At 62.9% G+C, this 16,091-nt stretch carries 7 protein-coding genes; 1 reads left to right on the forward strand and 6 read right to left on the reverse strand.

The genetic code is table 11. From position 1 onward, the window contains the following. The 3 genes from NY78_RS17590 to NY78_RS17600 form a co-directional block, all read right to left on the reverse strand. Positions 1-874, reverse strand: an 874-nt coding sequence (locus NY78_RS17590; RefSeq protein WP_047960268.1) for an AAA family ATPase, incomplete at its 3' end; no start/stop codon positions are given. A gap of 9 nt (positions 875-883) precedes the next feature. Beyond that, positions 884-3,103 (reverse strand): RelA/SpoT family protein, encoded by a 2,220-nt coding sequence (locus NY78_RS17595; protein WP_043638867.1) that lies wholly within the window; start codon positions 3,101-3,103, stop codon positions 884-886. 75 nt (positions 3,104-3,178) lie between these two features. Further along, the gene (locus NY78_RS17600; RefSeq protein WP_043638870.1) at positions 3,179-4,861 is read right to left on the reverse strand and encodes a peptide-binding protein; all 1,683 of its coding nucleotides are present in this window, start codon (positions 4,859-4,861) and stop codon (positions 3,179-3,181) included. Positions 4,862-5,145: 284 nt separating this feature from the next. Between NY78_RS17600 and NY78_RS17605 the strand changes: the two genes are divergently transcribed. Beyond that, positions 5,146-8,376, forward strand: a complete 3,231-nt coding sequence (locus NY78_RS17605; protein ID WP_043638871.1) for a DEAD/DEAH box helicase — start codon at positions 5,146-5,148, stop codon at positions 8,374-8,376. 235 nt (positions 8,377-8,611) lie between these two features. Here NY78_RS17605 and NY78_RS23225 read toward each other — a convergent pair whose 3' ends face one another. The 3 genes from NY78_RS23225 to treS form a co-directional block, all read right to left on the reverse strand. Beyond that, positions 8,612-11,170, reverse strand: coding sequence for an ATP-binding protein (locus NY78_RS23225; protein ID WP_053062257.1), 2,559 nt, complete (start codon positions 11,168-11,170; stop codon positions 8,612-8,614). Between the two features lie 547 nt (positions 11,171-11,717). Further along, positions 11,718-12,716: a trehalose-6-phosphate synthase gene (locus tag NY78_RS23230; RefSeq protein ID WP_053062258.1), complete on the reverse strand. Its 999-nt coding sequence runs from the start codon at positions 12,714-12,716 to the stop codon at positions 11,718-11,720. Then, positions 12,713-15,919 carry a maltose alpha-D-glucosyltransferase gene (treS, locus tag NY78_RS17620; protein WP_047960269.1) on the reverse strand — a complete coding sequence of 1,069 codons (3,207 nt, stop codon included), beginning with the start codon at positions 15,917-15,919 and terminating at the stop codon, positions 12,713-12,715. The genes NY78_RS23230 and treS overlap by 4 nt, the downstream gene beginning before the upstream one ends. Positions 15,920-16,091 lie beyond the last annotated feature (172 nt).

Consider the following 16,091-nt stretch of genomic DNA (forward strand, 5'->3'; position numbering starts at 1 on the left):
GGGCCAGGGCTTGGTCCCGCCGGGCCGTGCGGGCGAGGCTTTGGGCCAGCGCGGCCTGCCGGGCGGTCAAGGCCGCCAGTTCGGCGGTCGGGGCCAGGGCCGGCGGCGGGGTGAGCCGGTCAAGCGTTTGCCCGGTGCGCGCCAGAGCGGCAAGGCGCCCGGCCACCTGCCCGCGCCGGGCCAGAAGCCGCTCCAGGGCGGCAGCGTCGGCCTCCCGGCCGGCCACGGCCGCTTCCAGCCCGGCCGCCGCGTCCAGACGCAGCTCCAGTTCCGGCAGGGAGCCAAGCTTGTCCAGACTGGCCGCCGTGGCTGCCAATCCCTTCTCCAGACGCTTTTTTTCCGTCTTGGTCTTGCGGCTGCGCTCGGTCAGCCGGGCCTGCATGGCGATCAAATGGGCCGCTTCGGTGGAAGCGGCGAAAAAGCCGGCCACCACGGTGCCGGGTTCGTTTAAGAGAAACACCGGTTCGCGCTGGTTGCCAATATGGACGTCCACGGCCACCTCGCCGTCGCCGCCAAGGAGCACCGGTCCCAGCCGCAAGAGCCGGCGCACCTCCTCAGGCACGGCCCGGCCGAATTTGGCAAACACTTCCGGCTCGTCCACACCGGGCCGGCGCACCTCGTAGAGGGCGTATTTCGGCCGGCGCACCCAGGCGACCGTCACCCCGTCCTCAAGTTCGGCCTCCACCCGGGCCTCGGCCGCGCCGTGGCGGATGACGTGGCGGGGCACGGGATTTTCCGACAGGCAGCGCAAGGCCTCGACCACGGCGGACTTGCCGGTGTTGTTGGGGCCGGTCAGCACGTTGAGGCCCGGCGCCAAGGCAAACTCGGTGCGGCCGTGGGCCATGAAATCCGTCAGAATGAGCCGGGTGATCATGGGGCCAACTCAGTCCATGTTGCCGGGTTCGCTGGTGTTGGTCCCAAGCTCGTCGGAAACGGCGTGGCGCTTGACGTCAATGACGGCGTCCAGACGGCGCAAGCGTTCAATGGTGCGGTAGAGATGGCCGGCGTCGCGGACCTCGATGCGAAAGGTCAGCTGGGTGGTGCCGTCCACATTGGAATGAATGGCCCCGGAGTCGATATTGACGCCTTCCTCGGCCAGCTGGTTGGAAATCTTGCTGAGCACGCCCTTCTCGTTCTTGGCCAGGATCGACAGACCGGCCGGATAGGGCTGTTCCTTCTCGCCCTCCCAGCTGACCTGGATGAGCCGCTCGGATTCCAGGTTGCGCACATTGGGGCAGTCGTGGGTGTGGACCACCATGCCGCGTCCCCGGGAAATGTAGCCGACAATGGCGTCGCCGGGCACCGGGTTGCAGCACTGGGCCAGCCGCACCAGCACGTTGTCCACGCCCTGGATGCGCACCCCCTCCCCGGGCTTGCCCTTGGGCACATGCCCGGACTCCGGGGTCACGGGATGCTGCTCGGCCACCCTGGCGGCGGCGGCTTCGGCGTCCTCGCCCTCGCGCTTGGGCATGAGCCGGACCGTGATCTTTTTGGGCGTGATGCGCGAATAGCCAACGGCCGAGAGCACGTCCTCGACGCTGCCCATGGACAGGTCCCGGGCCACGGCCAGCATGGAGCCGTCCTTGATGGCCTTTAAGACGTTGACCCCGTCTTTCCTGCCCTGCTTTTCCAGCATCTCGCGGCCCAGGGCAATGGAGTGGACCCGTTCCTCGGTGCGGATGAAATGTTTGACGCGCATCCGCGCCTTGGCCGTCTTGACGAATTTGAGCCAGTCGCGGTTGGGCCGGCGGTTCTTGTCGGTGATAATCTCGACGGTGTCGCCGTTTTTCAGCGGCGTATCGAGCGGCACCAGCTTGCCGTTGACCTTGGCTCCGGCGCAGTGCTCGCCGATGGCCGTGTGGATGAGAAAGGCCAGATCCACGGCAGTGGCCCCTTCCGGCAGCTCCTTGACGTCGCCCTTGGGGGTGAAGACGTAGACCTCGTCCTGGAAGAGGTCGAAGCGCAGGTTGGTGACGAACTCGCGCGAGTCGGTCAGCTCGCGCTGCCAGTCCATGATCTGGCGCAGCCACTGGAAGCGCTCCACGTCCCGGGGGTTGAACTTGCCCTTCTCGCGTTCCTTGTATTTCCAGTGGGCGGCCACGCCTTCTTCGGCCAGACGATGCATCTCCTCGGTGCGGATCTGGATTTCGATGCGCTCGCCGCCAGGGCCAACCACCGTGGTGTGCAGGCTCTGGTACATGTTGGCCTTGGGCATGGAGATGTAGTCTTTAAACCGCCCCGGCACCGGCTTCCACAGGGAGTGGACCAGCCCCAGCACGTGGTAGCATTCGCGAATCGTCTCCACCACCACCCGGAAGGCCACCAGATCGTGGACCTGATCGATGGTCAGCTCCTGGACGCGCATCTTGTTGTAGACGCTCCAGAGATGCTTTCTGCGGCCAAAGACCCGGGCCTTGATGTTGTTGGGTTCGAGCAGGCCGTTGATGTAGGCGATGACCCGGTCGATATAGGTTTCGTCCAGGGTGTGGTGGGTGTCGACCCCTTCCACCAACTGGTTGTAGATGTCGGGCTTTAAGTAGCGAAAGCTCCAGTCCTCAAGCTCGGTCTTGATGCGATGCAGCCCCAGCCGGTTGGCCAGCGGGGCGTAGATGTCCATGGTTTCCTGGGCAATGATCGAGCGCTTGTGGGGCTTTTGGAACTCCAGGGTGCGCATGTTGTGCAGCCGGTCGGCCAGCTTGACCAGCACCACCCGGATGTCCTCGGCCATGGCCAGGATCATCTTGCGGATGTTTTCGGCTTGCGCCTCTTCCTTGGTCTCAAAGGGGATGAGGCTGATCTTGGTCACGCCGTCGACGATGTCGGCCACTTCCTCGCCGAAAAGCTCCTCGATCTCGTCCACCGTGGCCTTGGTGTCCTCGACGGTGTCGTGGAGCAGGCCCGAGGCGATGGAAGCGGCGTCAAGGCGCATGTCGGCCAGGATGCCGGCGGCTTCCAGGGGGTGGGACAGGTAGGGTTCGCCGGAAAGACGCACCTGTCCGGCATGGGCGGCGGCGGAAAACACGTAGGCCTTGGTAATAAGGGCCTGATCCTGTTCATTTAAGTACAGGGCCGTTTTATCCAAAATTTCATTGATGCGAATCATGATTGTCCCGGCCTCGTGCCCGGGCGGCGGCCGTGGCTGGCGGGCGCGCCTTGGGGAAGGACGCGCCCGTGCGGGTTACTGTTCCAGACGAAACGTCTGCTTGTCGCGGGGAATCCACCATTTGGTGAAGTTGTAGCTGATGCCGGCCGGGGCCACGGCCACACCCTGGATGCGCGCTGTCAGGATGGGCAGGCTGTAGGGGGCAAAGAGGAAAAGATAGGGCTGGTCCTGGTGCAGGATCTGCTGAAAGGCGTCGTAGATTTTTTTGCGCTCGGCCTGATCCACGGTGCGCCGGCCGCGCTCCAGCAAGGCGTCGACTTCGGGATTTTTATACCCCACGAAATTAAGCCCCCCGGGCACGGCCCGGCTCGAGTGCCAGACGTCGTAGTTGTCCGGGTCCTGGGCGATGGTCCAGGCCAGGATGATGGCGTCGAAGTTGCCCTTGTCCACAAATTCCTTGAGAAACGAGGCCCATTCCACTGTGCGGATCTCGACCTTGATGCCAATGGCGGCCAGCTCGCTCTGAATGATGGTGGCGGTCTTGATCCGTGCCTCGTTGCCCTGGTTGGTTAAAAGCGTGAAGGAAAAGGGCCGGCCGGAGGCGTCCTCGATGACGCCGTCGCCGTTTCTGTCCTGCCAGCCGGCTTCGGCCAGCATGGCCTTGGCCTGGGCCGGATCATAGGGGTAGTCGGCAATGGCGGTGTCGTAGACCCAGGTGCCGGGTTTGTAAGGGCCAATGGTGGGCATGCCCAGGCCCAGGAGCGCGCCCTTGATGATGCTTTCCTTGTTGACGGCATGGGCCAAGGCCCGGCGCACCCGGACATCGGCGAAAAACGGGCTTTTGAGGTTATACCCCATGTAAGTATAGCCAAACGACAGGTACTTGAACTTCTGCCAGTCGGCTTCCCAGGTCGGGCCGGTGGTCTGGTAGAGGTACTGCTGCGGGGTGAGTCCCATCATGTCCAGGTTGCCGGCTTTGAGTTCCAGAAACATGGTCGAGGTGTCCGGGATGATGCGGTAGACGACCTGATCAATGGAGGCCCGGCCCTCGAAATAGTCGGGGTTGACATTGAGCGTCAGGCTGCGGCCGGATTCCCAGGCGGCCAGGACATAGGGTCCGGCCCCAATGGGCTCCCGGGCGTACTTGGTGGTCATCAGGTCCTGCCCGGCCAGCACGTGCTTGGGCAGGATGGCCCCGGCCCAGGTGACCAGCGCCCGGGCAAAGGGCTCATTGTAGCGCACCTCGAAGGAATATTTGCCGGTCACGGCGAAGCTGGCGACCGCCTTGTAGTCCTCGGCATAGGCCGTGGGCGTTTTCGGGTCGATCATGAGCTGGTAGGTGAATTCCACGTCCTCGGCCGTGAGCTCCACGCCGTCGGTCCAACGAATGTTCGGACGCAGCCAGAACTTGAGCAGCTTGCCGTCTTCCAGCACTTCATAGCGCTCGGCCGCAAAACACTCGAGTTTGATGTCCTTGTCGTAGCGAAGCGGCGAGACATAGAGCAGATCAGCCACCTCATGGGAGGCGGAATCCGAGGCCAGGGGCGGGATCAGGTTGGAGGGCTCGCCAATGGTGGCCATGACGATGCGTCCGCCGGTCACGGGTTCGCCCGGGGTCTTCGCCGGAGTCTGGGCCGGGGTCGCCGTCGGGGCCGGGGCGTGTTGGCTCTTCTGCTCGCCCGAGGGGGACCGGTCGCAACCGCCAAGCAGCAGCAGACTGGAAAACAGGACGAAAAATACCGCATGCGCCAGACGCATAGTTCTCCTTTTCGCTTGCAACGCCCGCCCAAAACAACGTATTGATACGGATGCGCAAGGCCCTTGGCAGCTAAAATATATACGGGGCCAGCCAAAAATAAAAGCGCTTTTTCCCCAGGCCCGGCTTCGCCGACGGCAGCACACCGCCCCGGCAATATTTCCGTTCCAAATTGGTCTGAAATCGGGTAATCGGCCCGGACTTGTCTGTCTCTCCTGCCGGCCGCCTGCCGGCACGGCCGGAGGGAACCGGACGCAGATATGTCGCACCAAGGAGTCCAAGGCCCATGGTCATGGGAAACGACGAAACCAAAATCAAAGCATTGCTTGGAGATTTCGTTCGCGAGACGATTCCTGAATACATCCTGGACGGGTCCCACGCCATTGTGGCCGGGGGCGGCATCCAGAAGCTGGCCGTCAACAAACACGACCACTTCTGGGATGTGGAAGGCCAGGTTCAGGGCGATGATTTTCAGGTTTATGCTTCGGAACTGTCTGTCAACCTTCGGGACGGCAGCATCAATTTCTTTTGCAACTGCCCGGATTCTTTTTCCGGCGTCTGCCGCCATGTCGGGGCCACGGCGCTCAAGTGCATCCGCACCCTGGACGAGGAAGCCGGCGACGGCAGCGAGGAAAGCGACCGCGCCGCCCAGGCCGCGCGCGGGGAATGGCGACAGACCTTTCGCACCTATTTTTCCACCGAACCCGAGCCGGAACCCGGCCGCCACTACCTGATCTTTCGCTTCCACCCCGAACCGGGGCGGTTGCAAGTGGCCTTTTTCCGGGCCAGGCAAAACAAGTCCGGCATCTCCCAGGTCCACTCCGAGATCACCCTGGAGCAGATCATCAAGAACCCGGACTGGTCGGAGCTGTCCCCCACCCTGCCGGTGGTGGCCGAGATGCTTGAGCATCACCTGGACTACGCCGGACACCGGGTGGAATTGCCGCCCGGCCTTCTGGCCTGGTTTTTCTGGGCCATCGGCAAGGAATACTACCTCTACTGGCGCGACACCGAACAGCCGGTGCGCATCGAGTCCAAGACCATGCGCCTGCAGCTGGCCCCCAAGCTGTCCGAAGAGGGCCTGTCCTTTGACACGCTCCTGGGCAGCCCCGGCAAGGCCCCCTTCTCCATCCTCGGCCAGGAAGTCTATTTCTACGGCCAGATGCCCATCTGGGTCTGCTGGAAAAACGCCTTTTATCCGGTCCAGACCGGTCTGCCGCCCCAGCTCGTGTCGGATATGGCGCAAAATCCGCCGGCCATTCCCACTTCCGACGTGTCCGAATTTCTCGACCGGGTCTGGACCCACCTGCCCATGGCCGACCTCTACGGCCAGGAGGAATTCCTGGTCAAAATGCAGCCGTTCTTCGTGGCCGCCAACTACGATCCCAAAATCTTCCTGGACGAGGAAGGCAGCCTGCTCACCCTGCAGATCCAAAACATCTACCAGACCGAACACGGCGAGATCACGGTCCCCGGGCCCAACCCGGACCTCATGACCGCCTCGTATCTGCACAACGGCAAGTCCTATCTGATCGCCCGGGACTGCGACCATGAGCAGGCGCTTTTGACCATGCTCACCGACATGCATTTCCAGGCCAGAAACAATGCCAACTGGTTCCTGGAGACCGAAGAGGCCATTGTCTTTCTGCTCGACGCCTATCCCAAGCTGGTGGAAAAATACCGGGTCTTTGGCGAGAAGAACCTGACCCGCTACAAGGTGCGCCTGACCACGCCGATCATTGTGGCCGAGGTGGAGTCCAAGGAAGAAGAGAAGTGGTTCAACCTGGATCTCCAGGTGCAGTACGACGACCAGCGGGTGCCCATCGAAAAGATCTGGCGGGCCTGGACCCAGGGCAAACGCTACGTGCAGCTCAAAGACGGCTCGTACACGAGCCTGCCCGAGGCCTGGCTGGAAAAGCTGGCCCACAAGCTGCGGGCCCTTGGCTACGATACGGACAAGCCGCCCCAGACGAAATTCAAGCAGTTCGAGGCCCCGGTCCTCGACAAGCTCCTTGAGGACATGCCCGAGGCGCGCACGGACTCGTTCTGGAACAGCCTGCGCGAAAAGATCCACAGCTTCCGGGAAATCATGCCGGTGCGCGTGCCCAAGGGCCTGCACGCCGATCTTCGCCCCTATCAGGTCGAGGGCCTGTCCTATCTCAATTTCCTGCGCGAATACGGTTTCGGCGGCATCCTGGCCGACGAGATGGGCCTGGGCAAGACCGTCCAGACCTTGTCCTTTATCCAGCACAATGTGGAACGCGGGGCGCGCGGTCCCAACCTCATCGTGGTCCCCACCTCGGTGCTGCCCAACTGGGAGCGTGAGGCCCAGAAGTTCGTGCCCGACCTCAAGCAGCTCATCATCTACGGGGCGCGGCGCGAAAACATGTTTAAAAAGATCGCCGAAGCCGATCTGGTCATCACCACCTACGCCCTGCTTCGCCGCGATCTCGACGAACTGCTCAAATACGAATTCGCCTCCATCATTTTGGACGAAGCCCAGAACATCAAAAACCCCAATACCATCACCGCCCGCTCGGTGCGCCGGCTGACCGGCAAGACCCGGCTTTGCCTGTCGGGCACGCCCATCGAAAACAACCTCTTCGAGCTGTGGTCGCTCTTCGAGTTCCTGATGCCGGGCTTCCTCGGCGGCCAGAACGCCTTCCAGCGCGGCATCGTCAAGCCGATCAAGGACGGCGACGTGGAGACGCTTGACTACCTGCGCGGCCGGGTGAAGCCGTTTATTTTGCGGCGCACCAAGTCCGAGGTGGCCAAAGACCTGCCGCCCAAGGTGGAAAACACCTACTACTGCAATCTCCTCGACGAGCAGCTGGAACTCTACGCCGCCCTGGCCAAAAAGCTCAAAGAGCAGGTGCTGGCCACGGTGGACGAAAAGGGCCTGGCCAAGTCGCAGATGTCGATCCTCGACGCGTTGCTGAAGCTGCGGCAGATATGTTGCCACCCGCGCCTGCTCAAGCTCGACCTGCCCGGCGTCAACACCAACCTGCCCTCAGGCAAGTTCGACGCCTTCAAGGACCTCATCACCGACTGCATCGAGGAAGGCCACAAGGTGCTGGTCTTCTCGCAGTTCGTGCAAATGCTCCATATCATCCGCTCCTGGATGACCATCAGCCAGATGCCGTTCTGCTATCTTGACGGTTCGAGCAAGGACCGTTTCGACCAGGTGGACAAGTTCAACGGGGACGAGAACATCAAGGTGTTCCTCATCTCGCTCAAGGCCGGCGGCACGGGGCTTAACCTCACCAGCGCCGACTACGTCATCCACTACGACCCCTGGTGGAACCCGGCGGTGGAAAACCAGGCCACCGACCGCACCCACCGCATCGGCCAGCTGCGCCAGGTGTTCTCCTACAAGCTCATCTGCCAGAACACGGTGGAGGAAAAAATCCTGCGCCTGCAGGAGCAGAAACGCGACGTGGCCGAGGCCGTCATTCCCGGCCAGGACGCCTTCAAGTCGCTCACCCGAAACGATCTGGAATCGCTGTTCGACATCTAAACGCGCCAACGCCTGGCGGCGCGCCGAAGCTTACAATGATGCGGGGGGCCGATTGGCCCCCCGTTTTTTTGTGCCCCCGGCCTGACCGTTGCCCCCGCCCCTTCCGTCACAACGGGGACAGGCTGTCCCAGCCCGCACCCGGCCGCACCTTCGGCCCGCTCAGGCGAGGCGACAGATCCTTCCGGGCGCGCGCCCTGGGCGGCGGCCCCCTGGCGGCAGTCCTTCCGGGCTGTTGTCAGGGGCGCCTGCCGGTCCCGGCCATCACCCCGTCAATCGCGTCTTGGAGCTCGACGACAGACACGGGTTTGGAGACATGGCCGTTCATCCCGGCGGCCAGAAACCGTTCCCTGTCCCCGGCCATGGCGTAGGCGGTCAGGGCAATAACCGGAATCGTGGCCGAGGCATGGCCGGCCTCGCCGTTGCGGATACGCCTGACGGCCTCCACGCCGTCCATGACCGGCATCTGGATGTCCATACAGACCAGATCGAACGGGGCCCGGGCCAGGTGGTCGAGCGCCTCCTGTCCGTTTTGGACCGTGGTCACGGCGTAGCCGCATTTCTCAAGCATCCGCCGGCCGGCCATCAGACTGACCGCGTCGTCCTCGGCAAAAAGGATGCGAAGCCCCCGGCCGCTGCCGGGGCCGGACGGCAGCGCCGGCGATGGCCCCCCCTCTTTGGGCCGGGCGGCGGGAAGCCGGAACGGCAGCGAGAGGAAAAACGTCGTTCCGACCCCTTCCCGGCTGTCGAAAGACAACCCGCCGCCCATGAGGGCCAGCAGCTTTCGGACAATGGAAAGCCCCAGGCCGGCCCCCTGAAAACGGCGCGAGTAAGAGGCGTCCGCCTGGGTGAACGGCTCGAAGATGGTCGCCAGCTGTGCATCCGGAATGCCAATGCCGGTGTCGGTGATGCAAAAAAGCAGGTGGACGCTGCCGCTTGCGCGCTGGGGCAACATGGACACTTCGACAGTGACTGAACCGCGCTCCGTAAACTTGATGGCGTTGCCGACCAGATTGAAAAGAATCTGGCGCAGCCGGGCGCCATCCCCCACAAGCTGCGGCGGCGTCTGCTCGTCGATCACAAAGTCCAAGACCAGGCCTTTTCCCCTGGCAACCAGGCCAAACACGTCCAGCACCGATTCCTTCTGGTCGATCAGGGCAAATTCCGCGTCCTCAATCGCCAGTTTGTCCGCCTCGATCCGCGAAATATCCAGGATATCGGAGAGGAGCACGGACAAACGCTTCGAGGAGAGCAGGGCGGAGCGGAGATAGCCCCGTTGTTCGGCGGTCAGGTCGGTTGTCTCCAGAAGTTCAAGCATCCCGAACATGCCGTTGAGGGGCGTGCGGATCTCATGGCTCATATTGGCCAGAAAAGTCGATTTCGCCTTGTTCGACGCATCGGAAGCCTCTTTGGCCTTGACCAGGCTCTCCTCAAGCTGCTTGCGCTTGGTTATATCCTGGGCAATGCTGCCGATACTGACAAGTTTCCCCTGAGAATCATAGTGCATGTCCACAGTCCAGGACATCTGCCGCACATCTCCGGTGACGGAAACCTGCCGGTTTTCAAAGGTCGCATGGGACAATCTCTCCCCAATCCAGCTCTGAAGCGCCTTCATGCTTGGCTCACGGTCCGCGGGATGTATGAAATCCGTGATCATTTTCCCGACGCACTGTTCCGGAGCCAGACCAAAAACCACCCGGGCCACAGGATTGGCGTAGAGGATGCGCCCGTTGACATCTAATTTGACAATGAGATTGTCGGTCCCTTCCACGACCTCCCGGAATCTGGCCTCCTGCTCTGCCAGACGAACGGCCGAACCGATTTGACGCTTCCAGTACAAGGAAAAAAGCACACCGAATACACCGGTGCAGAGGGTAAATATGGCGACCAGGAAAACAGTTCTGGTGAATTCTTTCCACCAGGGGGCAAGCGACTCCTCGCCGGCTATCCCAACGACAACATACCAGGGGCAACCAGGCACTTTCACATAGGAATACGTTCGACCGATCTTATCATTATTATTTTCTGTAAAATAGGTGCCAGAGGTTGCCCCTGACCGGAATAACTGGACAAATTCCGACGAGACGGTCTTACTCCCGACATCGACGCCAAGTGGCTTCAAATCCGGAAAGCGGACAAGCAACCCCATATCCTGGTCGCGCACGGCCAGGACGCCATCCTTGCCGACATCAAACGACGCCAGGAACCGACTGTAGTGACGCAGGCGAAGCGGCGCATACGCCACCCCGGCAAAAGACCCGTCGGGCTTGCTGATGCGCAGGGCGATAACGACCACCCACTCTTTGGCGACCCGTCCCAGGAGCGGCTGGGAAATAATCAGTGTTTGTTTCGGATTGTCTCGCGCTTCGTGGAAGTACGCACGGTCAGCCACGTTGATCTGCCTGCGGCCGTCCTCCCCGGCCCCATGCGTGACCGTGCCCTGGGCGTCGGCAATCTGTATGCCGCCAAGGAAGGAAAAATAACCATATAATTTGGCAAGGTAGGCTTCCAAAGCCTGATCATCGACGAGCCCTGTCGTTTGCTGCCATTGGTACTCTTCCGCAGCCGCAACCAGGGCGACCTCCACCTTGGAGATCAGGTCGCCGGTAAACTCCGCCACGGCCTGGGCCATATTGCGGGTCGTGACCTCGGTTCGCTCCTGGAAGTGGCCCCGGCTGCTCAGCAGCGACAGGCCGGCCATGGCAAAGACCAGCAGGTTGACCACCAAAACGCCGGTGACAACCCACCAGGGCAAGGCCGGGGAAAGCGGACTGGACACCTGGTTTCTTTGGGTCATCACCCCCTCCCAAGGCCTGGACGTTTTACCGCAGGCCTTCCTCTTACGTCTCCAAGCCAGCCGCAAGTTCGGACGCAGCCACCGCGAAGGGCGTCGCGCCGGGGACGCCCCCGAAGGCAAAGGCCGCCAGGAAAGACCTCGCCAAAACCAGGCCGACCAGGAGACCAGGCGGTGTCGTCTGACCAGCGCTCCCGGCGAAGGACAGACCGAAGGGGGAGATGCATGCGCGTGGGCTGGACTGCAGAAGCCAAGGGCCAAAGACTGCAGGCAGACCAAGGTGGGACGCAACGGCAGACAGCACTCCCGGGAGGACAGGCCTGGGAGGCGCAGTCGTAACACACAAATAACGACGGGGTGGAGGGGCCACGAGGAGAAACCATCGTGTCGGCCATAGCAGCCTCGAACCGCTTACAAGACTCGCAAAAATCCAGCCTATAAGCAATGAACGAGAGCGGCTAGCCTGTCAATACGCAAGCCCGGACAACGACGGGACTCTTCGAGGCTGGTGCGGGCCGCCTGCCGGGCAGCAGGCGACTGCCAAAAGGCCTTAGGCTTGTGGCTCTATATCCCAGGGCGGTCCCTGGTTTTGCTCCAGATCGGCCCAATAAGCCGCCTCGTTTTGGGGAAACGCCTCCAGATGCGTGGAAAAGGCCGCTTCCAGAAAGGCGTCCACCCACCAAAAAATGTCGTAGCGGCGCACAATGGCCCGGATGGACCGCATCCGACGGCGGCGCAGGCCGATGTCCATGAACGCCCCGTCGCGGATGGCTGCGGCCACGCCGTCCACATCGAACGGATTGACCATGGTGGCATGGCGGTGCAGTTCCATGGCGGCGCCGGCAAATTCGGAGAGACACAGGATGCCCGTTTCCCGAATATTGCAGGCGGCGTATTCCTTGGCCACCAGATTCATGCCGTCTCGAAGCGGCGTGACCAGCGCCATGTCGCTGGCCATATAGTAGGCGATGAGCTCCTCGGGCGGAAGATTGCGATAGGTGAAATGCACAGGAGCCCAACCCGGCATGGAATAGCGGCCGTTGATCTCGCCCACCATGCGCTCGATTTCCTCTTTCATGGCCCGGTACTTCCGTTTCGCCTCGTCCAGCCCACGCCAGTGCAGGGCCAGGCTGACCGGTTTTTGTTCCAGGGCGTCGGGCGGGGCCATCCTCTGGGCCAATTCCAAGGCCCGGGCCAGCACCTGGGCCTCCGCCGGCGGCACGTCCAGCCTCCCGGCCGCACGATCGGCCGGCAGCCGCTCGGCTCCATGGCAACCCCAGATCTCCATGGGCTTGGCCGGCATCAAAAACGGGATAAGTTCCGTAGCCCTGCGGCCGGTCACAACGACAAAGCGGCCCGGGCCCCGGACTGGCAGCCGGGCCAGGATATCCACCACGCCGGCATAGGGCCGGGCTTCATCGCGCTTTTGCACAAACGGAGCCAGGGTGCCGTCGTAGTCCAGGAGCAGCATCCCGTCGCGGCGGCCGGCCAGGATATCGGACACAAACGGATCGGCCAAAAGCGCCGCTATTCCCGCACGCGCCTTCATGGGAGCAGCCCTTTGAGGCTGCCGAGCGCAGCCAGGACCAAGGGCACGTCGGCCAGCCGATGTTCGTCGCTGCCCCGCAGAATGGTCCGAAGCCCCTGTTCGATCACAAAGATCTCAAGCAGGGTCTGGCGGGTGACCGGATCGGCCGGGAGAAAGGCGGCCTCCCGGGTCGTTTCCAGATAGGCGGAGAGGAAACTGTCGCAGGCCGCGGCAATCCAGCCCTCCAGCCACCCGGCCAAAAGCGGCCCATCGCTTGGCGTCTGTTCGATATGGCGGGCATAGCCCCGTCTGGCCACCATGGCGACCGAAAGCAGCAGGCTGGCCACGTCGCGCAGGGGCGAGCGTTTGATGCGGCGTTCGCCAAGCGGCAGCCGGACGTCGCCGTCAAAGTCGGTCACCACCAGCTCCTGCCCCACCCGCAGGATGTTCTCCAACTGGAAGTCGCCGTGGATGCGCAGCCTAGCCCCGACCGGGGTCAGGGTCAAAAGCGGCGACAGCTTCTCAAGCAACGTGCGCTTGGGCAGCGGTTTGAGATGTTTGGCGTCCCGCCGGGCCGCGTCCACGGCCAGGGAGGCCCGGTGGAGCTGGTTGCGCATGGATTGGTAGATGGAGCGCAGGTACAGTTTCGTCACCGGCTCCGGGGTGAAATCCGGATCGGGCACAGCAGCCAGGGCCAGATGCAGCCGGGCGGTCTGCTCGCCCAGGCTTCGGAAGAATTCGAGCAGTGAACCTTCGACGGCCTCGGCTTCGTGCTTGTCCGACGGCAGCTGTCCCAGGGCCAGAATTTCCCCGAAAAACCGTTCCAGGGACTCCAGGGCAAAACTGTCTCCGGCGACGGCCCCGGAAACGTAGGAGGAGGCCACGGCCAGAACCATGTCCTGACCGTGGGGCCGACGGTAGGCCAGGGAGCCAAGCACCCGGGGGATGCCGGCGACGCCCTGCCGGGCCAGATGCAGGGGCAACTCCAGTTCCGGGTTGACGCCTTCTTCGGGGCGTAAAAACACCTTGAGAAAGACCGTATTGTCCAGGGAAAAGGTCATGGACTGGTGTTTCCGGGTGAGCAGGCGGACGGTTGGCGCCTGCTCCGGGGCCGCCGGGTCGATCTTGTGGCTGTAGTTGTCGCACAAAAATACCCCGGACGCCCCCCGTCGGCGCTTGCCGGCGGCGATAAGCCCGGCCAGGGCCGCCACCGAGGCCGGATCGAGCAGGCCGCGCAGCACCGTGGTCACCCCTTGCGGGCACTCAAGCTCAGCCAGGATCGCTTCATCGGCCAGTTCGCCCACGCCCTGGTCCCCGGCCCGGGTCCGGGACGCGAGCAGGAACAGGGTGGTCAGATCACCCTGCTGTTGCTGGCTTTCGGCCAGAAGCAGGCTCGTGGTCCGGTTGGGCGTGTGCAGCACCAGTTCGTCGAGCTGGCGGATCTCATCGACCTCGCCGCCGATCAGGCGCGACAGGCTGTGGGTCAACTGCGGCGGCAGGATGTCGCCGCCGGGCAGGGACAGGCCCTCCTGGGCGCAGATGGTCTGGGCCACCCGGCCCGTCAGGCGCAACGGCCCGGACGGCGCGTCTTCCTTGGCGCTATAGCCGTTTTCCAGACGGAACCAGAAATAGTCGTAGCCGCCCAGGGTCAGGACATAGGGGGTGCGGCCGATGGTCGGGAAACGGGCCTGACCAAAGACATCCACCGGCGTGTACCCGGCCAGATCGGCCAGATCGAGTTCGGTGGCCTGGGCATGGCGGGACAGGTTGATCACGGCCAAAAGCCGGTGCCCGCCATCGGTGCGCAGCAAGGCCAGCACCTTGGTGTTCTCCCCGCCCACAAAGCGCAGATCGCCCCGGCCCAGGGCCGGTTCGCTCTTGTAGGCCGCCAGCAACCGGCGGGTCCACCACAGAAACGACGAGGGGTTGCGCTCCAGGGTTTCGACGTTGACCAGCTCGTAATGGTATTCCGGGTCGATAATCAGCGGCAGGAACAGGGATTGGGGGTTGGCCTTGGAAAAACCGGCGTTGCGGTCCGGGGTCCACTGCATGGGGGTGCGCACGCCGTTACGGTCGCCCAGGTGGTAGTTGTCGCCCATGCCCAGCTCGTCGCCGTAATAGAGGATGGGCGTACCGGGAAAAGACAGGAGCAGGATGTTTATGAGCTCCATCTTGCGCCGGTTGTTTTGCATAAGCGGGGCCAGCCGGCGGCGGATGCCCAGATTGATGCGGGCCCGGGTGTCCCGGGCATAGGCCCGGTACATGGAGTCGCGCTCCTCGTCGCTGACCATTTCCAGGGTCAGTTCGTCGTGGTTGCGCAAAAAAAGCGCCCACTGGCAGCTTTCCGGGATGGCCGGGGTCTGCTTCAGGATGTCAATGACCGGGTAGCGGTCCTCGGCCCACAGGGCCATGAAGATGCGCGGCATGATGGGGAAGTGGAAGGCCATGTGGCATTCATCGCCCGCCCCGAAATAGGCCACCGCGTCCTCGGGCCACTGGTTGGCCTCGGCCAGGAGCATCCGGTCCGGGTAGGAGGCATCGACATGGGCGCGCAATTCTTTGAGAAACCCATGCGTCTCGGGCAGATTCTCGCAGTTGGTTCCCTGGCGCTCGAACAGGTAGGGCACGGCGTCCAGGCGCAGGCCGTCCACGCCCATGCCGAGCCAGAAATCCACCACCTTGAGCATGGCCTGGCGCACGGCCGGATTGTCGAAATTGAGATCCGGCTGGTTGGCGTAGAAGCGGTGCCAGTAATAGGCCTTGGCCACCGGGTCCCAGGCCCAGTTGGAATTCTCGAAATCCTTGAAAATAATGCGCGTTTGGCGGTATTTGTCCGGGGTATCGTTCCAGACGTAGAAATCCCGGGCCGGCGAACCGGGCTTGGCCCGCCTGGCCCGCTGGAACCAGGGATGCTGATCCGAGGTGTGGTTGAGCACCAGCTCGGTGATGACCCGAAGGCCACGTTTGTGGGCCTCGCGCAAAAAGCGTTTGAAATCCGGCAAGGTGCCATAGGCCGGATGAATATTGCAATAATCGGCGATGTCATAGCCGTCGTCGCGTAGGGGCGAGGGGTAAAACGGCTGGAGCCACAAGGCCCCGACCCCGAGGCGCTCCAGATAGTCGAGCTTGTCGATAAGCCCCTTGAAATCCCCCACCCCGTCGCCGTCGCCGTCGGCAAAGGAGCGGACATGCAATTCGTATACGATCGTCTCTTTATACCACATAGGAAACCTTGGGAGCCGGCACGACAGCCTGTCGCCTGTCCGGCCTTGCCTGCCCCTGGGGGCAGCGCTGTGCGTTTGTGAGAACTGTTCGTTTTCCAGTTCATTATGATTTGTCGGGCGCGCCGCCAACGACCGTCGCCACCCTGGCGGACTGGGCAGGCATGGGGCTGCA

The sequence above is a fragment of the Desulfovibrio sp. TomC genome (assembly GCF_000801335.2).
Taxonomy (GTDB): domain Bacteria; phylum Desulfobacterota; class Desulfovibrionia; order Desulfovibrionales; family Desulfovibrionaceae; genus Solidesulfovibrio.